Annotated in this window: 18 protein-coding genes and 1 tRNA gene; 4 read left to right on the forward strand and 15 right to left on the reverse strand. The window is 50.0% G+C overall.

Features of this window, described 5'->3' with window-relative positions:
- Positions 1-97 precede the first annotated feature (97 nt).
- From C7B65_RS06650 to C7B65_RS27720, 6 genes are all read right to left on the reverse strand, one after another.
- Complete coding sequence (locus C7B65_RS06650; RefSeq protein ID WP_073070180.1) at positions 98-3,268, reverse strand: MFS transporter; 3,171 nt, start codon at positions 3,266-3,268, stop codon at positions 98-100.
- Positions 3,269-3,727: 459 nt separating this feature from the next.
- A complete protein-coding gene (locus tag C7B65_RS27715; RefSeq protein ID WP_181314352.1) occupies positions 3,728-3,895 on the reverse strand; it encodes a hypothetical protein in 168 nt (55 codons plus the stop codon).
- Between the two features lie 473 nt (positions 3,896-4,368).
- Positions 4,369-4,617, reverse strand: a complete 249-nt coding sequence (locus tag C7B65_RS06655) for a hypothetical protein (RefSeq protein ID WP_073070047.1) — start codon at positions 4,615-4,617, stop codon at positions 4,369-4,371.
- Entirely contained in the window at positions 4,586-4,912 is a 327-nt protein-coding gene (locus C7B65_RS06660) for a DUF6972 family protein (protein WP_073070048.1), read from the reverse strand. The genes C7B65_RS06655 and C7B65_RS06660 overlap by 32 nt, the downstream gene beginning before the upstream one ends.
- Positions 4,913-5,018: 106 nt before the next feature.
- Positions 5,019-7,298 carry a COR domain-containing protein gene (locus tag C7B65_RS06665; protein WP_073070049.1) on the reverse strand — a complete coding sequence of 760 codons (2,280 nt, stop codon included), beginning with the start codon at positions 7,296-7,298 and terminating at the stop codon, positions 5,019-5,021.
- Between the two features lie 111 nt (positions 7,299-7,409).
- Positions 7,410-7,568 (reverse strand): hypothetical protein, encoded by a 159-nt coding sequence (locus tag C7B65_RS27720; RefSeq protein WP_181314353.1) that lies wholly within the window; start codon positions 7,566-7,568, stop codon positions 7,410-7,412.
- Between the two features lie 120 nt (positions 7,569-7,688).
- Between C7B65_RS27720 and C7B65_RS06670 the strand changes: the two genes are divergently transcribed.
- Entirely contained in the window at positions 7,689-8,081 is a 393-nt protein-coding gene (locus tag C7B65_RS06670; protein ID WP_073070050.1) for a hypothetical protein, read from the forward strand.
- Between the two features lie 157 nt (positions 8,082-8,238).
- Here C7B65_RS06670 and C7B65_RS06675 read toward each other — a convergent pair whose 3' ends face one another.
- Positions 8,239-9,591, reverse strand: coding sequence for a UDP-N-acetylmuramoyl-tripeptide--D-alanyl-D-alanine ligase (locus C7B65_RS06675; RefSeq protein ID WP_073070051.1), 1,353 nt, complete (start codon positions 9,589-9,591; stop codon positions 8,239-8,241).
- Positions 9,592-9,767: 176 nt separating this feature from the next.
- Here C7B65_RS06675 and C7B65_RS06680 point away from each other — a divergent pair.
- From C7B65_RS06680 to C7B65_RS06690, 3 genes are all read left to right on the forward strand, one after another.
- A tRNA-Leu gene (locus tag C7B65_RS06680) sits at positions 9,768-9,848 on the forward strand.
- Between the two features lie 438 nt (positions 9,849-10,286).
- Entirely contained in the window at positions 10,287-11,849 is a 1,563-nt protein-coding gene (locus C7B65_RS06685) for an NAD(P)/FAD-dependent oxidoreductase (RefSeq protein ID WP_244913175.1), read from the forward strand.
- Between the two features lie 27 nt (positions 11,850-11,876).
- On the forward strand, positions 11,877-12,701 hold the full coding sequence (locus tag C7B65_RS06690) for a SirB1 family protein (RefSeq protein WP_073070052.1): 825 nt from the start codon (positions 11,877-11,879) through the stop codon (positions 12,699-12,701).
- A 221-nt stretch (positions 12,702-12,922) separates the two neighbouring features.
- Here the strand turns inward: C7B65_RS06690 and C7B65_RS06695 are convergent, their stop codons facing one another.
- From C7B65_RS06695 to C7B65_RS06725, 8 genes are all read right to left on the reverse strand, one after another.
- A complete protein-coding gene (locus C7B65_RS06695; RefSeq protein ID WP_073070053.1) occupies positions 12,923-13,891 on the reverse strand; it encodes a DUF6263 family protein in 969 nt (322 codons plus the stop codon).
- A 24-nt stretch (positions 13,892-13,915) separates the two neighbouring features.
- The gene (locus C7B65_RS06700) at positions 13,916-15,304 is read right to left on the reverse strand and encodes an AtzE family amidohydrolase (protein ID WP_073070054.1); all 1,389 of its coding nucleotides are present in this window, start codon (positions 15,302-15,304) and stop codon (positions 13,916-13,918) included.
- Positions 15,301-15,486, reverse strand: coding sequence for a DUF4089 domain-containing protein (locus tag C7B65_RS06705; RefSeq protein ID WP_073070055.1), 186 nt, complete (start codon positions 15,484-15,486; stop codon positions 15,301-15,303). The genes C7B65_RS06700 and C7B65_RS06705 overlap by 4 nt, the downstream gene beginning before the upstream one ends.
- 56 nt (positions 15,487-15,542) lie before the next feature.
- Entirely contained in the window at positions 15,543-15,935 is a 393-nt protein-coding gene (locus tag C7B65_RS06710) for an allophanate hydrolase-related protein (RefSeq protein WP_073070056.1), read from the reverse strand.
- A gap of 51 nt (positions 15,936-15,986) precedes the next feature.
- Positions 15,987-16,427: a type II 3-dehydroquinate dehydratase gene (gene aroQ, locus C7B65_RS06715; RefSeq protein WP_073070057.1), complete on the reverse strand. Its 441-nt coding sequence runs from the start codon at positions 16,425-16,427 to the stop codon at positions 15,987-15,989.
- Positions 16,428-16,446: 19 nt separating this feature from the next.
- On the reverse strand, positions 16,447-16,584 hold the full coding sequence (locus C7B65_RS27725; RefSeq protein WP_181314354.1) for a hypothetical protein: 138 nt from the start codon (positions 16,582-16,584) through the stop codon (positions 16,447-16,449).
- Positions 16,585-16,774: 190 nt separating this feature from the next.
- Positions 16,775-18,043, reverse strand: a complete 1,269-nt coding sequence (locus C7B65_RS06720; protein WP_073070058.1) for a competence/damage-inducible protein A — start codon at positions 18,041-18,043, stop codon at positions 16,775-16,777.
- Positions 18,044-18,074: 31 nt separating this feature from the next.
- Positions 18,075-19,118: a glycosyltransferase family 4 protein gene (locus C7B65_RS06725; protein WP_073070059.1), complete on the reverse strand. Its 1,044-nt coding sequence runs from the start codon at positions 19,116-19,118 to the stop codon at positions 18,075-18,077.
- Positions 19,119-19,209 lie beyond the last annotated feature (91 nt).

Raw genomic sequence — 19,209 nt, forward strand, 5'->3', positions numbered from 1 at the left:
GTCCTCTGAGACTTCTTGGCTCTATTTTGACATTGACGCGATTAAAAAAGCCTCCCGATCGGGAGGCTGTGTCGTGAGATTAACCAAGAGCCATCGTTTATAGAACTGCGATCGCGCCTGCAATCGCGGAGGCCGCCGCAGAAATGATGGCGGTGCCAAATAACCACCAGGCGGCTGATTCGGCTGATTTACGGGTTTCTTCTGCCTGTTTTTTCGCCTGCCGCTTGACCGCTTCTAGGCGACGCTGGGCCTCTTCTTGAACGCGCTCTGCTCGTTGCAAAACGGTGTTTCGTGCGCCTTCGATTTGGTCGATGACGCGGTTAGCATCGGTTTCTGAGATGTCTTCACGAGAGCTAAGAAGGGCAACCAGCGTTTCACGATTAAAGCTGCCGAGCCGATCGCGCATGGCATCAAATCCAGCTTGGGGGTCGTGGAACATTGTCCGCACGTCTTGACGAATGCCTTCATAGTTGAGTTCGGGGCGATCGAGGGAATTCAGATAGTCCCGAATTCTCGCAAAGATGCCGTCAACTACAGACTGAAGGCGGTCTTGAATGCCCTGGATTTGCGCCATAAACTGCTCACGCACCGAGAGAACTTGATCGACGACGCGATTAGCTTCTTCTTCGGTCATGTCTTGACGCTGGGATAGGAGCGCGACGATCGTCGGGCGATCGATTTCGGCAACGCGAGTTCCGAGGTTACTCAATCCCAATCGGGGGTCACGCAGCAGGATGTGCAAATCGTGCTTAATGCCATCGGGGTTGAGGGCAGCCTTGTGAGTGTTGCGGAGATAGCCTTCTAAAGCTGATTCAAAGTTCATAACTCGCTGCTGAGTCCGGGTTGCCAGACGACGAGGCGCACGAGCAATGCTGCGAAGCGACGATTGAACTTGATCGATCACCTGGTTGACTTGCTCTTCGCTCAGATCTTGGCGCTGGCTAAGAAGTTTAACCAGGGTTTCACGATCGACCTGAGAGAGCCGCGTCCCCAGTGCGTAGGCTCCTGCTTTGGGGTCGTGCAGCAGCGTATTTAAATCGCGCTTAATGCCGTCGGGGTCGAGTTCCTTCAGGTTGGTGTTTTTCAAATAGTCTGAGATTTTGACCGTGACTTGATCCACTTGCTCTTTTGCTTTTCCGGCAGCAATTTGAGGCGAATGGAGAATGTTGTGCCGCACGTCTTCAAGCTGACTGATCACCCGATCGGCTTCTTCGGCAGTCATGTCTTTACGTTGGGCAAGCAACTGCACGAGGGTGTCTCGATCGAACTGACTGAGCCGACCGCGCAACGCTGATGCTCCTGCTTGCGGATCGTCTAACAGAAGTTTGAAATCGCGCTTGATGCCGTCAGGGTTGAGTTCATCTTTGTTAGTGTTTTGCAGATAAGACTCGACTCTAATTCGCAATGCGTCGGCTTCAGATTTGACGCGCTCTTGAGCCGTCTTTGCGGTATTGAGGGTGCGATCGCGCACACTTTCGACCTGTCCAACGATGCGCTCGGCTTCTTCTTGCGATATATCTGAGCGTTGTGCCAACAATTGCACGATCGTGTCTCGATCGAACTGACTCAAACGGCTGCTTAATGCATCGTAACCCGCTTCGGGGTCTTGCAGGATTAGGGAGAGATCTCGCTCGATGCCGTCAGGATTGAGTTCGGCTTTATCAGTTGAGCGTAAATAATTCTCAAGGCGACCCCGCAGATCTTGAGACTGACCTTGTTCGTCAGAGGCTTGCACCGTTCCTAAAATGGCAGTGCGAATCGTTTCTAGCTGATCAGCGACCTCTGCAACTCTGGCAACAGAAAGGTCGCCTCGTTGAGTTAGCAGATTTACAAAGTCAGTCCGGTTTAACTGCTCTAGCTGACGACGCACGATCGCGGGGTTGGCTTCGGGATCGTAGAGAACGTCTCTAAATTCGGTTTCTAAGGTTTCTCGATTCAGGTGCCAAGAGTAGGCGTTGAGTAGATAATTTTCGACATCTGCTTTGATCGGGCTAAAGCCTGGAGCCTTTTCAGCCACCTGACTTCCGACCTGTTGAGCGCCCTGAGTCACTTTATCTTTTGCGGTCTGAAGTTGTCCTAAAATCTTCTCGACATCTAGATCCGCGAGGTCGGTGCGTCCCATCACAGTGCCCATCAGGGTGGCAAACTGCATCGCCCGATCGACCATACTCAGTTGCTCTTTAGGCGGCTGACTCGTTGCAGCTAGTCCAGACTGCTGAGGATTTTCCAACATTTGCCCCTGTCGGCGGACTTCTTCGGTCAGTCGATCGAGCTTGGCGTTTAGCTCGTTGGTGTTGACTGAACCCGATTGGACAGTTTTTAAATACTCCATCATTTCTGCGGTGGGATCTTTGCGCTGAAACTGACCGAGTGTTTTTTGCCAAACCGACTCTAACTGATCGACTAATCGATTTGCGTCTTGCTTAGATAAGTCAGTGCGGCTGCTAATCAGATTTAAGAATGTGTTGCGATCGATGTGCCGCAACCGCTCCATGACTTCAGTCGGAGACGTGCTTCCGGCGATTGACTGCAATTCTGGGTCGTTGACAAGTTTCTCAAACTCTCCTCGAATCCGAGACACATCTAACTGAGGCGGACGAATTTTTTCGAGATAGTCTTCGATCGAGTCGCGAACGTGGATCGGATCAACTGCGTTCCCCAACTCTCGCCGAACTGCTGCCGCCGCCGCTTCTGCGGTAGAAACGACTTGCTGATTGATCGCTTTAGCGCCAACTGCTGCTGTTGCTGTGCCCAAAATTGCCTGAAACCCAGAGGTAGCGCTGTTCACCAATGAGCCAATCAGAGAACCAACTGTGGTTGAGCTAAACCACACCAAAAGGACGAAGTAAGCGCCCCAAATTACCAGACCTACGATCGCACCCAAAACTGCACTGCTCAACAAACTCAGCTTCACTGCCAGCAGACAGGCAACAAATAGAGCAATGCTAACGGTAATGAGTGTCCATAAGCCAACCGCAAATTCAATTTTACGAATGGTTCCACCTACGCTGCCTGATTCAGGATTGTGATCCTGATCAGAGTCAGAAGAACGCCCTAAATATGAAATACCTGCCGCAACGGACAAGTTTGTTAACAGAATCTGAAATGCAAACGCTAATACAAGTCCTGAAATTAGAGCTACAAAAAATCTTGGACCTGAAAATACTAATGCTGCCTGTTCGGGAGTGTTAACCCCCGGATCGACGGGAATCTGCATCAGCCAGGGGATCTGACTGAGTTCCCAAGTAATTTTTGAAAGTTGAAACATAGGAATTTCCTCTCCATTACCAAACCCGCGCAACTGAGCAATTGCGCCAGCCAAGCTCTGTAATTGTGTAGAACAACGCTTGCTGTCAGGATGACTGACTTAAAAGGGTTTCAGCATCCTCCACAAGTCGGAGAAAGATATGCCCGCAGGAGTAGGGGCTACAGATATTGTGAGCGAAATTGCTCGACGACGCGATCGAGAGGCTTCAAATAGTCGATAGCATGATCCGGCGGAGGTTAACTGAGATTTTGCACCAGCCTCTTCACTGCGATTGTGTCCCGCCCGTGAATGGAATTCCGGGCTAGCCTTGCGAAGTCCGTTGAAACGGACTGAATACCTCAAATCCTCTTGCAGTCCCTTCAGTGGACTTCGCACCGTTAGACCGTGATTGAAAATCACGGGCGGGTCTGAGCTAAAAACGACTCGATCGAACGGGGCTGATTGAGTGGGTGCAAGGTCTCAGCTAATGAAGAAAATTCCGTGAATTCGGTCTGGAAAGGCAGCCAGCATTATTTTGGCGGCAACTAGGTTGAGGTGTTCGCTGGTCTGTTTGGGGATGAGGAGGCGATCGTTTGCATGAGTCCCTCGCTGGATATCTGACGTTGTAGGGCGGATTGGCAGCGGCAATCAGTATGGCTTCTAACTGTGATGATAGCGTTTGGAGTTGATGAAATTGAGCTGAGAAGATGTTTGAACAGTATAAGAAGTTCCTTCGCTCTCGATGCTGTCCCGCCCGTGACTGAAAGTCCGGGCTAACGGTGCGAAGTCCACTGAAGGGACTAAGACAGTCTATTTGAGGCTCTTTCAGTCCCTTTAGTGGACTTTATCGGGTTAGCCCCGACTTTCAGTCGAGGGGCGGGTGAATGCAATGAACGACACGTTTCAAACACGCTCTAACCTTGGATGATTTGCCAGTTGGGTTTCTCATGCGTCCCAGACGTGCTTGCGGCAGACTTCGTAGGCTTCGACGGCGGCGGGATTGTGGGGGTCGTTGAGGCTGGGATGGTGACGGAAGCGATTACCCCTTGGGAAACTGCGTAGCAACCGCAGTCAACCCTGAACAGGTGCTTAAACACAATCTGGCTTGCAGCGAGGTGGGGTTAGGCAACTTTTTCGGCTTTGAGCTGTCCTTCAACTCGCTCGTATTCATCTTCGAGGAGCCAGAGTTTTGCGGCTTGGTAGGAAGATCCGGTAAAGACAACTTGATAGTTTTGTGCTGGATCGTAGATGCTACAGTTCTCCTGTTCGTCGCAGAGCAGGATCAGAACGTAGGGGGGAGAGGCGGTTGGATCGACCCAGAGTTCTGTGAAGTCCCAGTTATCGGCTAGGGCGAGTGCGGGGGATAACATGATATTTGTCTCCTTTGATCTTCATTTCTCCATAATAGAGCAGGGTTTGGTTGCCGTCTGCGTCGAGTCGATAGCCAATGGGTTCTGCAAAGTAGAGTCCGTAGCGATCGTGTCCCCGCAGGGTTCCTGTAAATTCGCCGTTCTGTAAAATGGCTGTGGCGACGGTTTTGAGTGTGGCGCGATCGTGGAAGAGATGGACGCTGCCTTCTTGCTCTAGGAGCTTTTGCATTTGTGGGGTGTTGGGCAGGTGTTTGGCAAGGTGTCTTGTGTCGAGAGTCAGGTCACGATCGATCATGCTGTTGTTTCATCTCTGTTTTGCCTGGGGATGAGGAGGCGATCGTTTGCATGAGTCCCTCGCTGAGACGATGAGTTTGGTCTAATGGTAACGATTGAGAGATTCATTATTTTTTCTCATCGGATTTGGGAGGCAGCTTACGATCGTGGTTCTCTTCTGGGTCGTGGTCTTTGAGGAAGGGGACAGCTTTCCAGAAGCCATCCAAGGTTTCTTGAAAGGTGCTGTTGTCGATGATGCCTGTGGTTCTTAGGATGAAGATGCCGATTCCACCGAAAGCGATTAGAACTGCCATCATGGTCACAACCAGATTTAATCCGGGGACGTAATGGGCGATCGCTGCAAAGATTGCGGCGACGACTCCTAGAACGACGAGCATTACGACACTTGTTTTGACTAAGCCGGGACGCTGGTGAGGTTTAGGTAGAGGGCGGAGGGGTTGATCGCTGCGGGTTCTTTCACTGCGATCGAGGCGATCGTTGAGGTTATTTTGGCGATTTGCTTGGGATTCCACGCCTTCGAGGAGGTCGCGAAGATTGTAGGTTCCTTTGAGGCGGGGGAGGGAGGCTTCTACGGTGCCTTCGTGTTCAAGTTTGCAGAGGTAATTGTAATCGACGGGGACTTCTCGTTTGGTGGGTTTGCCGTTGACAATTTCTCGAATGACTAGGAATTCTTGGACGGCTAGGTTGGTGTGGAGTTTGGTGAAGTCGGCGCGGATCAGGTTGAGTAGAGAACTGGTGCGGGAGCCTTGGACTTTGATGCTGATGATGTTGTCTTCTTCGTCTGCGCGGACGAGGGCTTTGCTGTTGTCACGGGTGAGGACGGCTCCGCTACGCCAGCGCATGGTTTTGTAGATGAGGGTGTGGTTGCGGACGATGAAGCGGGAGATGATGATGCTGGGGAGGATGTCGTAGTGATATTGGAAGTGGAGCGGGGCGGTTTCGTAGGTGTCTACGTCGGGTTCGTCGATCGGTAAGAGGTCAGAGATGAGGTAACGATCGCCGCTGTAGCCGTCGAGGGGAAAGCAGAGTTCAAACTTCTCCATTAGTTGCATGAGGAAGGGGCGTTTGTTTTGGGGATAGCGATCGGGTTGTTTGAGGATGGTGCTGAGGTCGGGGAGGGCAAGGATACCTTTTTTGTTGACCATGAGGTCATGGTTGTTGAGGATGTCGTATACGCCGCTTGTGACCCATTCGGGGTTGAGGACGTTGGTTTCGCTGAGGCGGGGGTCGTTGCGGTAGTTGAGGACAATGCCAAGGTCGTGGAGGACTTCGACGAGGATTTCTTGGTCTTGAGGGGTATCGATTTCGGCGTGGGTGCAGAGGGTTTGGTATCTTTCGTAAGAAATGAAGTCGTAGCTGGTTCGCATTTGTTCGAGTTGGGTTTTGATGTCGAACCAGGCTTGGGGGAAGAGATCGCGGATGTGGGGGATTTGGTCGATTTGGTTGGCGATTGCTTGCCAGAGTTTGTCGATGCCGTCGCCTGTTTTGCAGGAGGTGGAGAGGACTTGTTTAATTTGGGGGTATTTCTTTTTGAGGGTGCGGGCTTTGAGTTCTAGGGGGTGTTCGTCTGAGCAGTTGCCGACGATGATCACGGGGGAGTTGCCGCCGTATGTTTCGATGAGCTTGAGCCAATATTCGACGCGGTTTTGCGGTTCGTTTTTGCGGTTGTCAAGGACGAGGAGATAGAGGCTGCGTTTGGTGAGGAAGAATTGGTGGGTGCTGTGCATGACGCGCTGCCCGCCAAAGTCCCAGAGATTAAGCTGGATGGTTTGGTCGCTGTTGGGCAGTCGCCAGGGTTGGATGTTGATGCCGGGAGTTTTGGGTTCGTTGGGGTTGAAGGTGTCTTGGGTGAGCCGTTTGAGGAGGGAGGTTTTGCCGACATCACCTTCGCCGATGAGGAGGATTTTTAATTCATTTAATGGGCGATTAAAGACAGATTTGAGGTAGGCGAAAATTGCCTGCGGCTCACCGTCTTCCCCTTCATGTTCACCCCAACCCTTACGAACAATTTCAGGCGGCACATTCTGAATGGGGTTATCTTCCAAGGCAAGGCTTTTGAGATTAGTCAGTTGAGTGATCGCGTCCGGGATAACAGTAATTTGGTTGTCCCGGAGATTAAGCCCTTTGAGATTGGTCAATTGAGTGATCGCGTCCGGGATAATGGTGATTTGGTTGTCCCGGAGGTCAAGCTGTGTGAGATTGGTCAGTTGAGTGATCGCGTCCGGGATAACAGTGATTTGGTTGTGATAGAGGTTAAGCGCTTTCAACTGGGTCAATCGCCCGATCTCTAGCGGTACCTCCGTGAGTTTCTGCCCCGACAGGTCAAGCACTTTCAAGTTTTCGGTGTAGGCACGATCGATAAGTTCAAGAACAGAGGAAGGAGTCATAAGACGTGAGAATGAGGGATTGAGAAGTCAGAAGGATGTTTCTAGTTTGACAAAGAGATTCGAGAAGTAGACGAGTGGCATCCTATCCATTTGGCTTGTCGCCGTATCCGTTCAGGTTGTTGTCATGATCGCTAAGCCGTTCTTCGTGAAAACCGCAACCTTCGCCACAAACATTCCGACATTCACCACAAACGTTACAACCTTCGTCACAAACACCGCAATTTTCTGAGTAAAACTACTCGCCGTCGCGACATCACTACGGAAAACCATGAGACGCGATCGCCAAACTCTTCACAAACAACACAATCTTTGCGCGAATCACTCAACCAGTTTTCTAGCAACCAAAGACAAACTAGAACAGTACAGAATCCTAGAAAGGAACCATCTACTATGCCACGCGCACAGCGAACCTCTCGCATTCTCGACAAAGGGCAACTGCGGATCTTGAAGCTCAAAGCCATCGATCCTCAGCTTAACTTTGGCAACGATCGCAACCTTTCGACCCTTGCCACGCAAATCGATCAGCTAAACGCCAAATTAAACGACTACAACGACACCATCGCCACCCTCGACATCGCCAAACAAGAGATCGACCAGATGGAACGCGACCTGGGCGACCTGCTCGACCAACTACTCAACGGCGTAAGCGGCAAATATGGCAACGACAGCCGCGAATATGAGATGGCAGGCGGAACCCGCAAGAGCGATCGCGTTCGCAAAAGTGCCCAAAGCCGAACCAAAAACGGCGGTGTCAAACTCGCGACTGTGGGAAGCACCCAATAGTTTGCCAAACCCTCGGAGGTTCAAGTCACCAGTGGTCACGATGCTTGTCAAAACCTCGGAGGTTTAAGCCACCCTTGGGCAGATGCTTGACTCCTAAGTAAAACCTCCGAGGTTTGCGCCAGCCTCCTAACCTCCGAGATTTGCGCCAGATTTCAGCCTATTGAAATTGAGATCGAAACTGTTCGACCGCTCGATCGAGTCCCACCGATCGAGAGGCTTTAAACAAAATCCGATCGCCCGATCGTACCAGTTCTTTGAGTCGAGCCACGACCGCTTCGTGAGTCGAAAATTGCTCAGATGGCAGGGGATCGGCTCCGATCGTCAGGGCTTCGGCTTCGGCTTGGTCTGCCAAAATCAAAAGTCCGTCGAGGTTAAGCTGCTTTGCCATTGCCCCGACCTGTTGATGAAAGGGCACAGACCAGTCTCCTAACTCTTTCATGGTGCCGAGAACTGCGATATGACGCGTTCCGGGCGTGTCTGCCAACAATTGCAGCGCCGCCAGCATTGATTCTAATCCCGCGTTGTAAGTCTCATCTAGAATCACGATGTCGTTCGCGAGTTCAAATTTGCGCGATCGTCCCCCCGGTATTGCCACATCCACGCCTGCTGAAAGCGCTGACTCATCTAGGTTTAAAGTTTTCGCGACTGCCAAAGCTGCCAAATAATTTAGAGCGTTGTGCTGTCCGACTAACGGTAGAGGAAACGATCGATCGCCCACCTTGAGCGTTTCAGCGTCGATGAGTTGCCCGTGCAGGTCGCCACCTTCTAGCCCATAAGTAATGGTCTGTCCTTGCCAAACAGTCTGGGCGGTTTGAATTAATAATGGGTTGTCGTGATTGAGAATCGCGATCGCATCTTGGGGCATTTCTGCCAGCAGTTCACATTTGGCTTCGGCGATCGCGGTTCTTGATCCCAGTCGCCCAATATGCGCGGTTCCCACATTGGTAATCACCGCAATATCAGGACTCGCAATTTGGCTAAGAAGGGCAATTTCTCCTCGCGCCCGCATTCCCATCTCAACGACAGCATAATCATGAGTTTGCCCCAACTCTAGAAGGGTTTTAGGAACGCCAATCTCGTTGTTATAATTCGCTTCAGTCTTCAGCACGTTTCCATAGTTCGACAGCACCGCCGCGATCAATTCTTTAGTCGTGGTTTTGCCTACCGAACCTGTGATCGCGATTACCGGAATTTTGAACTGATTTCGCCACCAGTGCGCGATCGCTTGATAAGCCTCAAGGGCGTCTTTTACTCTCAGAATCGGCAGATTTGAGGTTTGAAATTGAACATCGACGATCGCGGCTATCGCGCCCTGCTTCAACGCTTGGCTCACGAAATCGTGCCCGTCAAATTTTTCGCCGCGCAGCCCTAAAAAGATTTCTCCTGGCTTGAGACTGCGGCTATCGATGGTGATGCCGATCGCCGTTTGAGTCAGCGCTTGCTCAGTTAAATTTTCAGCAGTTGCACCCAAAACGTCAATCAGTTGGGTCAGCGTGGCGTGAAATGACATAAAGACTAATGACAGTGAGGTAATGAATATTGAACGCTGTAGCGGTTGCCCTTGGCAAGTTTTGAGACGACTGAATTAGAAATTGCGAAAACTTGCGCCGATCGGGTTGCTTTTTGCTATACTAGTCAAGGCTCAAGTCAAATTTGATTTGAACCCTGGCATCTCAGCCAGCCCGTGCGGATGTGGCGGAATTGGTATACGCGCACGCTTGAGGTGCGTGTGGCTTTGCCTTGCGAGTTCGAGTCTCGCCATCCGCATTATAAAGAGGCACCCCGATCGGGGTGCCTTTTTGTTGTTGAGAATCGTGAATTAAATAAATGTGAATTCGATGAAGCTTTATGTGAATTCGATGAAGCTTTTCGCTGCGGTCACAAATCCGGGCTGCCCCCTAAATCCCCCAAAATTGGGGGACTTCAAGCCAAAATTTCCGGTTCAAAGTCCCCCAGAATGGGGGATTTAGGGGGCAGAAGCCGCTGACAACGAAGCGAAAAAATTCGTCGAACTGACGTTAAATAAGGCCGCACAACATTCAGGCTACGTTTTGGTCTTTTGCCCAAGGACAAAAGGAACCGGACTCTAGCTCCCTCTCCTTGGGGAGAGGGTAAATCCGGGTCTTATCTAATTCACGATCTTTAAGCGGACTTGTATCTTGACGAATCTGATGAGCGAGGCTGAATCGCGATACCTTAAGACTGATGAGAATTGCTGCAACTGATATGACGCTAACTGAACAAATTCTCTCCCAGCTTCCGGGTGATGTGTTGGGTGGGCTGCGACGATCGGATGCTCTATGGAAAGCGCTGCGAGACGATACATTACCTGTTTCTACAGTCGTCCACGATCGGGATGATTTATTAGAAAAAGTTGATTGGGATGTCGTGATTTGTGGCGGCACATTAGGAATTTTAATCGGGGCGGCGCTGGCCCAAAAAGGTTGGCGAGTTGCCTTATTAGAGCGCGGAATCTTGCAAGGACGAGAACAAGAATGGAACATTTCTCGTAAAGAACTACAGGTGTTTATCGAGTTAGGGTTGCTGACAGAAACCGCGTTAGAAAAGGCTATTTCTAGTGAATTTAATCCCGTCCGAGTCAGCTTTTTGGGTGGCTCTGATGTGTTTGCAGAAAATGTTTTGAATATTGGGGTCAATCCCATTTTGCTATTAGAAGCCCTTAAGCAAACATTTCTCGCGGCGGGTGGAATGCTATTTGAAAAAACACCGTTTGAAGAGGTGGCAATTCATCCTAATGGGGTTTCTATTCAAGGAAGATTTACGGCACGGCTCATGCTCGATGCAATGGGCTATTTTTCGCCAATAGTTCGACAAGCCAGACAAGGGCAAAAACCGGATGCTGTTTGTTTGGTGGTGGGCAGTTGTGCAACTGGGTTTCCTGGGAATAATTCTGGCGATTTGATTGTTTCGTTTACGCCGTTGCAGCGTCAGTGCCAATATTTTTGGGAGGCATTTCCAGCGCGAGACGGCAGGACAACTTATTTGTTTACTTATGTGGATGCTCACCCCGATCGCTTAACACTAGAAACTCTGTTTGAAGACTATTTGCGATTGCTTCCTGACTATCAAAAGGTTGAGCTTTCTCAGCTACAATTTCAGCGGGCTTTGTTTGGGTTTTTCCCATCCTATCGTGACAGCCCACTCAAACCTAAGTGGGATCGCATTCTGCCTGTAGGCGACAGCAGCAGTAGCCAATCACCCTTGAGTTTCGGCGGTTTTGGGGCAATGGTGCGCCACTTGGACCGCTTGACCCAAGGCATTCACGAAGCGTTAGAAAGCGATAGTTTGAGTCGAAATGGATTGGTGCCGTTGCAGCCTTATCAACCCAATTTAGCTGTGACCTGGCTGTTTCAAAAGGCAATGAGCGTCAGAGTTGATCAAACGATCGAGCCAAATCAAATTAATCAACTGCTGACGATCGTCTTTCAAGAAATGCAGCAGCTTGGCGACCCTGTTCTCAAGCCCTTCCTTCAGGATGTGGTGCAATTTGTGCCGCTGTTTCAAACTTTGATTAAGACTGGAGTTCGCCATCCGGGTATCGTTCTCAAAATTCTTCCGCAAGTCGGAGTTTTGACTTTATTAGATTGGATGAGACACGCAATTAATCTGGCTGGCTATTCTGTTCTCTATCCATTGGGGCAAATTCTAGAACCCTGGGTAAAGACTTTATCGCCGACTCAAGCGTATTATTGGCATCGCCAGATTCAAGCCTGGAAATATGGCTCAGGCGGAGATTATAAGCAGTAAATTTTAGTTTTGACTGAGTAATTATTTATGGATTTCTCTTTAGCTAGACAGCATTTTTATCAAGAAGTTCGGCAACCCGATGAGCAGATTAATCTGGAGCGGGCAGCTCTTTATATTGCTCAGGAAGAGTATCCAGATTTAGATGTCGATGAATATTTGAATGCGTTAGATACGATCGCAGAGGATATTCGAGAACAACTGCCGATCGAGTCCTATCCGTTAAAAATTGTCAAAACGATTAATCACTATTTATATGAAAACTTAGGATTTATTGGCAATACTGAAAATTACTACGATCCTTGCAATAGTTTTTTGAATGATGTGATCGATCGTCGTACTGGAATTCCGATCACGTTATCGCTGGTGTATTTGGCGATCGCTCAACGGTTAGATTTTCCGATGGTGGGAATTGGAATGCCAGGACATTTTTTGATCCGTCCGATTCAAGAAGACATGGAGATTTTTGTAGATGCGTTTGATCAGGGTGAGATTTTGTTTCCTCAAGACTGCCAAGATCGACTCAACCAAATGTCTGGTCAGATCGTTGAGATGCAACCCCAATTTCTAGCTGCCGTCACTCCTCGACAGTTTTTAGCCAGAATGTTGACGAATTTAAAAGCGATTTATCTCAATCGCGGCGAGTTGGAAAAGGTCTTGACGGCGATCGAGCGGATTTTGATCCTGTTTCCCGATGCTGCATTTGAGTTGCGCGATCGCGGCATTCTCTATTTTCGGACAAATCGCTGGATCGAAGCGCGTCAAGACCTCAAAGCTTATTTAGAAGCGGTGCCAATGGCAGACGATCGCGACACGATTCGCAAACTGCTCGATCGCATTGGGCAAGGAAATTAACAAAGGTAATGGACACGGCATTGCCATGTCCATTGCAAATCTGGCTTTATTTAACGTGAGTTCGACGAGTTTTTTCGCTTCGTTCTGGCTTCTGCCCCCTAAATCCCCCAATTCGGGGGACTTCAAGCCAAAATTTCCGATTCAAAGTCCCCCAATTTTGGAGGATTTAGGGGGCTTCCCGAATTCATCATCGGAGTGAACCACTTCTATCGAACTCACGTTTATTTAGATTGCAACATCATTTCTATTTGGGTTTTGGTGGCGATCGTCGTCACCGCAGATGTTCTAGGATTAGGCAATTGCATTTGAGCCGATGAGGTCATCGAAAGCGTAGAAATGGATGGCATCAAGCGATCGAACCGCACTTTACTCTCTCCTTGCCCGGTTGTGTTGAGCGATTTTAGGGTCACATTCGCCCCTTTTGGCATTCCTGGTATCGTCAGCTTTTGACCCTGTGCCTGTTGATCAACGCTCACCTTGAGAGTGGCAGCGCCATCTTTTAAGCTTACTAGCTCATAGGTTTCGGTTTGGTTGAGCATCATGCCATAGATTTTGACGGGCATCAGCGTCTTCCACTGAGCGCCCACACCAACCGCCACCTCAGGCAGTGGGACAGAAAGCTGGTCTAGCGATCGAAATGACTGCTCTAACATCTGGCGAGTCATAGCATCGACACTTTTAGGAATGGTCAGACTCATGGATTTTGTGTGCCCCCGATCGTCCATTACAAAAGAGCCGTTCAAGCCAACTATTTTTTTCACCTGAGCGCGCGCTGTGTTGAGCACTCCCGCAGGAATTGAGGCATCGCCTTTCATGTCTGCATCGGTGTAACGAAACTTATAGTGAATATCACCGTTAGGATCAACTTGGGTGACTACCGTTTCCATCTTCATCAGAGTGGAAGGCAGTTTGGTCGATCGGGGTGCAGGCATCCCTGGAATCGACATTTCCATTGCCGTATTCAAAGTGATGGTGGCTGTCTCGATCGTATTCACCGCTGGCTTAAAGCGCAGAACTTGCTGAGGTTGTGCGCCTGCACTCAATAACTCAACTTTGGGCTGAGAAGCTGGAGTAACTGAGGGTTGTGTCTGGCTGACCACCTGCTTGGCGAACGTTTGAGCCACGATCGGCTTCAGCCCCAACCCAGTGGTAAGCAGCAACAGAGAGCCGACAAATAACGTTTTCTTCATAACAACCTTAAATGGGATAGATTTTCAGTGAGGCACGGGGGCAGCTACAATTCCGCGTGTCTCTAGCTCGGAAGCGACTCGTAAAACTAGAGCTTCATTGTAAGAAGCCGCGATAATCTGCACACCTAGAGGCAACTGACCCGATCGCTGAATCGGCACCGAAATAATCGGTAAGCCAATAAACGAGAGCGGTTGAGTAAACATTCCTAAATTTGGGCGAACCAGAACTTCGACTCCGTTTACGGTCATCCGTTCCTGACCGATCAGCGGAGCAGAACAAGGCGTAGTCGGAGCCAGAATGATATCGACGTGTTGAAAAATCTCACGAACTTGGTCACAATACCAACGTCGAAACCGTTGCGCCTGCACATACCAATGACCCGGAACGAGACACCCTGCTAGAAAGCGATCGCGCGTAGCGGGGTCAAAGTCTTGAGGTCGCGTCTTTAAATCTGCGAAATGCAAATTTGCCCCTTCACAGGAGGTAATCACAAACGCTGCTGCACGAGCGCGGTGGGCTTCTGGAATGGTAACTCGTTGACTTACGCCCAAAGCTTTAGCAATCTGTTCGACCGCTGCAAACACTTCGGGTTCTGCGCCTTCTGCAAAATAGCCATCAGCGATCGCAATTCGCAACCCCGTCGCCCCTTTTGAAAGTTCTGGAGTGCAAAGCTGAGGCGGACGCTGGCTACAAACTGGATCATCGGCATCATATCCTTGCAGCACATCGAAAACGGTGGCGATATCGCGAGTTGATCGAGCAAATGGGCCTAAATGATCAAAACTACTGGAGAACAGATAAGCACCCGATCGTGGCAGCCTTCCATAAGTCGGCTTCAACCCAAAAATTCCACATAAAGCCGCAGGCACTCTGATCGAGCCGTTGGTATCGGAACCCAGCGTGATCGGCACCAAACCAGATGCGATCGCTGCCGCCGATCCGCCAGACGATCCGCCAGCAATGCGACTGACATCATGAGGGTTGTGCGATGCCCCATAGTGAGCATTTTCAGTGGTAAACCCGTAGGCATATTCGTCCATATTGAGCGCACCGACTAGCACGGCCCCAGCTTGTTTGAGGCGAGTTACCAGGGTTGCGTCTTTGTTCGCAGATGACTTTTCAGCGTTAATTTTAGAACCCGCTAATGTGGTCACGCCTTGAATGTCAAACAAATCTTTGACCGCAAATGGCACTCCTGCTAATGCACCTGGCTCTTTGCCCTCGGCGATCGCGTGATCAATTCGCTCAGCATCGGCTAGGGCTGAATCAGCCAAAACGGTCGTGAAACAGTTGTAGGTTTGATCGTGTTCTGCAATGCGGGCAAGGGCAGCCGCAACGACCGATCGGGCAGATACATCTTGTCGTCGAACGGTTTCTGCAATCTGAGTGGCATCGGGGTGAGGTGAGTTCATGGTTCAAACACGGGTGCGGCTTCAATCTCTTCAGGTAGAGGAAACTCCATTACGAGTTGAGCGATCGCTTGAATGCGCTCAAAGTTTGCCACCACGCCCGGACGGTGATCAGGATTAAGCGGCAATCCAACGAGCGCAGCGATCCGATCGACACATTCAGCCGCATCCATTTGATCTGTCATCTCGACTCCTCAAAACTAAACGCAACGATCGCCTCTAAAGTTTAATATCTCGAATGTTAACCTTCTGCAAATTCACGAATATACGATCGCCACCCACCAAACTGAGTGATTTCTCGCTTTCCTTCGCACAAAAACGGTTCTCCTAACACACCCAAAACCTCTTCCCCGTCTGATAGTCGAACTTTGCCGATACATAGTCCAGCAGGTTCTAATTTTAATAAAGTGCTGACTCCACTAGCGGGAACTGCCCAAACTTCAACGGCGATCGCGACTCCGCCCTCAGTAACTTTCAGCATAGCGGGGTGACGATCGTCGATCGACCACAGCCGATAAGCCGGTTCGGTCGTCGTTTCTCGTACAAACGTTGCCCCAACCGAGAGCAGGTTTCCATTTAACTCCAGCTCTTGCATTAAAGTGCCATTGACTGCTAGATACACAATAGATTCCATTAAAAAAGACGCTGAATCCAACGTCTCTACAGAGTATTTATTTTAGAACGACTAAGACTGCTTGAGATAATCTACCAGTGCATGTAACCCCAATCGGTAGCTTTCGGCACCAAACCCGCTAATCTGACCGATCGCAACCTCAGCAATATAAGAGTGATGACGAAACGCTTCGCGACGATAAATATTGCTGAGATGAACCTCGACGGTTGGAAGATTGACAGCCGCGATCGCATCTCGAATCGCCACACTCGTATGGGTATAAGCTCCAGCATTGATCAAAATTCCTTGATGCTGATCTTGGGCCGCATGAATAAAATCCACCAAGACCCCTTCGTGGTTGGACTGTAGAGCCGCAGATTTGACCTGCAACTCCTGAGCTTCTCGCTCCAACATCTGATTTATTTCGTCCAGTGTCACAACCCCGTAAACCCCAGGTTCTCGTTTACCCAGAAGATTAAGGTTGGGCCCGTGAAGAACCAAAATGTTTTGCAAACAAATTTAAATTAATAGGTTATCGACGACGCTGCGGGTCATTCACAGGCACTGGGATCGGCTCTGCTTCGGGTTGAACCTCTGGACCTAGCAGCGCCTCGATGAGTCTGCGAGTCCATTCTTTTAGCTTTTCCAACACCTTTTCAATGTAATCCATTGAACAGACGGCTCCTTGAATATCGCTTGGACTTTTTACTGCTCTGTCTAAGACGAACTTAGACAAAACCAAAACTTCACAAAAACCTGATCAAATATTAACAGGAGGTAACCGGAAAACCAACTGTCACCTTGATCATTTTTTCGTCGCTTCTCAAATGATAACGAATTCCACGCAGGGATCAAGGGGTTTACTGATTTATTAGGGGTTCGCTTAACAGTTTTCGACGCAGATGATCCAGGGCACTAGAGGCGCTAACGTGCCGCACCCATTCCCGTCCGCGTGCCCCAAACTGATGAGCAAAGCTTGTTACCTGCTCGTCCGGGCCCGCTAACCCAATGTAGACTAATCCCACAGGTTTAGTTTCAGTGCCGCCTTCGGGCCCGGCGATGCCTGTAATGCTGATTCCCCAAGTGGTGTTGAGGCGCGATCGTACACCCACTGCCATTTGCTGCGCCACGACTTCGCTGACGGCTCCATGCTGCGCCAGAGTTTCGGGATCAATGCCCAAAAGTGCGACTTTTGCTGAATTGTCATAGGAAATCACGCCACCCCAAAAATAGCGAGAGCTACCAGAAACGCTGGTGAGCATTTGCCCCAAGCCGCCTCCGGTGCAAGATTCGGCGACACTGAGGGTCGTTTGAGTAACGTTGAGCAGTTCACCGACCACCGACGCGATCGTGTCTTCATCCCTGCCATAGCAATCTAATCCGCCAATCTGCCTGAGCTGTTCTTCGATCGGGGCAATGATTTGATTTGCTGCCTCTTGAGAAGGCGCTTTCGCAGAAATGCGGAGTTTGACTTCGCCAAAATTAGCATAGGGCGCAACGGTGGGATTTTGCAGCTCAAAAAAATCTGAGACTTTTTCTGCCAGACTCGACTCTGCCAGCCCCCAAAACTTTAAGAGGCGACTCACAATAATTTCTGAACCCCACCCCTGGCTTTTGAGATAAGGCACCGCCGTTTGCCGCCACATCTCAATCATCTCAGTGGGCACACCCGGAAACGTGAGAATGGTCAGATGCGATCGCGGCTGCCAAATCATGCCCGGAGCGCTGCCCACTGGGTTGTAAAGAACTGCTGCCCCTTGGGGAATCAACGCTTGTTTGCGGTTGTTATCGGTCATTTCTCGCCCACGTTGAGCAAACTTTTGGGTAATGTCTGCAATCACTTCTGAGTTTTCAATCAGTGGCGTGTCAAAAAAATCGGCGATCGTCTCAGTCGTCAAATCATCAGGCGTAGGGCCCAATCCTCCAGTGAAAATCAGAATTTGGGATCGCTCAGAAGCAATGGCGATCGCATGCTTGAGACGATCGGGGTTATCGCCCACCACGGTCTGATAATAGTGAGGAATGCCCAACTGAGCGAGTTGCTGCGCGATGAACTGAGCATTTGAGTTAAGAATGTTGCCCAGCAGCAACTCAGTGCCAACGCTGATAATTTCTGCGCTTGAACTCATAGAGAATAAAACTGAGGGGCTGAAAGTTTGATCATCTCGCGACTCGCCAGACTTGCCAACTCGTGAAACTGAGCAGAGCCGTCGCCGCGATCGCATAGGCAAAACCACTTGGCATTCCTGAGACCGCCAGGGCTAAACTACCGACCCACAAAGTCAGCGAGTAGATAAAGAGCACTGCTAACCGATGAGACAGCCCCGCCTTGAGGAGACGATGATGAAGGTGACGTTTGTCAGCAATAAACGGAGACTTGCCGTGACGGAGGCGATCGAAAATTACCGCTGACATATCAATAATCGGCACCGCCAAAATCACATAAGGCAGCAAAACCGCGACCGTTGTCACACTTTTCACCAGCCCAATTACGCCCACTCCAGCCAGGGTGAACCCGATAAAATAGGCTCCTCCATCCCCCATAAAAATCTGAGCGGGGTTGAAGTTGTAGCGCAAAAATCCTAGCGTTCCACCTGCTAGCGCTGCCGCGATCAGAGCTGCTGCGGGCTGTTGCATAAAGAGACAGGTGATCAGCATCACAACCGCAGCAATGCCAGAAACGCCTGCCGCTAACCCGTCTAAGCCATCGATCCAGTTAACCGCGTTTGCCATCCCGACTAGCCAGATCACCGTAATCGGCAAACTAATCCAGTCAGCGAGGGGAAACAAACCAGAGAGCGGATTGGTCAAAAACTCAATTTGCACCCCCGCTTTCCAGGCGAGGCTGGCAACTATAACTTGCAAAATTAATCGTGTTTTAGGCGACAAATTAAATAAATCGTCTGCGAGTCCGATCAAGAAGAAAGCAAGTCCGCCGATCGTTACGCCCCAGACTTCATATTCTTTACCGGGTGGCAAGATGCCAAATCCGCCAGTCCACCACACAACTAGCAGTGCAGAGACGACTCCTAAAAAGATCGACACACCACCGAGGCGCACCATTGGGCGTTGATGGACTTTGCGACCTCCAGGGAGATCGACCCGTCCGCTTTGCAGGGCAATCTTCTTGACGAGCGGGGTGCTCCAGAAGACGACCAGCACAGAAACCGTGAATGCAATGAAGTGATACAGATGAAAGGGCATCTGAAATAGCAGTAGGGAGGACAGTTGAGTTGTCAGGCAGAGTTTACTACATCTCAGATGATACTCAGCAAAGAATTATTAAGCACAACTA

This window comes from Phormidesmis priestleyi ULC007 (genome assembly GCF_003003695.1).
In the GTDB taxonomy this organism is placed as follows: Bacteria; Cyanobacteriota; Cyanobacteriia; order Leptolyngbyales; family Leptolyngbyaceae; genus Phormidesmis_A; species Phormidesmis_A priestleyi_A.

Coding starts and splice junctions, on each gene's coding strand:
- C7B65_RS06695 (WP_073070053.1), bottom strand. CDS start 13,891: ATGAAGAAAACGTTATTTGTCGGCTCTCTGTTGCTGCTTACCACTGGG.
- C7B65_RS06705 (WP_073070055.1), bottom strand. CDS start 15,486: ATGACAGATCAAATGGATGCGGCTGAATGTGTCGATCGGATCGCTGCG.
- C7B65_RS27725 (WP_181314354.1), bottom strand. CDS start 16,584: ATGGATTACATTGAAAAGGTGTTGGAAAAGCTAAAAGAATGGACTCGC.
- C7B65_RS27720 (WP_181314353.1), bottom strand. CDS start 7,568: ATGGTTTTCCGTAGTGATGTCGCGACGGCGAGTAGTTTTACTCAGAAA.
- C7B65_RS06665 (WP_073070049.1), bottom strand. CDS start 7,298: ATGACTCCTTCCTCTGTTCTTGAACTTATCGATCGTGCCTACACCGAA.
- C7B65_RS06685 (WP_244913175.1), top strand. CDS start 10,287: ATGAGAATTGCTGCAACTGATATGACGCTAACTGAACAAATTCTCTCC.
- C7B65_RS06720 (WP_073070058.1), bottom strand. CDS start 18,043: ATGAGTTCAAGCGCAGAAATTATCAGCGTTGGCACTGAGTTGCTGCTG.
- C7B65_RS06725 (WP_073070059.1), bottom strand. CDS start 19,118: ATGCCCTTTCATCTGTATCACTTCATTGCATTCACGGTTTCTGTGCTG.
- C7B65_RS06690 (WP_073070052.1), top strand. CDS start 11,877: ATGGATTTCTCTTTAGCTAGACAGCATTTTTATCAAGAAGTTCGGCAA.
- C7B65_RS06660 (WP_073070048.1), bottom strand. CDS start 4,912: ATGATCGATCGTGACCTGACTCTCGACACAAGACACCTTGCCAAACAC.
- C7B65_RS06650 (WP_073070180.1), bottom strand. CDS start 3,268: ATGTTTCAACTTTCAAAAATTACTTGGGAACTCAGTCAGATCCCCTGG.
- C7B65_RS06675 (WP_073070051.1), bottom strand. CDS start 9,591: ATGTCATTTCACGCCACGCTGACCCAACTGATTGACGTTTTGGGTGCA.
- C7B65_RS06670 (WP_073070050.1), top strand. CDS start 7,689: ATGCCACGCGCACAGCGAACCTCTCGCATTCTCGACAAAGGGCAACTG.
- C7B65_RS06655 (WP_073070047.1), bottom strand. CDS start 4,617: ATGTTATCCCCCGCACTCGCCCTAGCCGATAACTGGGACTTCACAGAA.
- C7B65_RS06710 (WP_073070056.1), bottom strand. CDS start 15,935: ATGGAATCTATTGTGTATCTAGCAGTCAATGGCACTTTAATGCAAGAG.
- C7B65_RS06700 (WP_073070054.1), bottom strand. CDS start 15,304: ATGAACTCACCTCACCCCGATGCCACTCAGATTGCAGAAACCGTTCGA.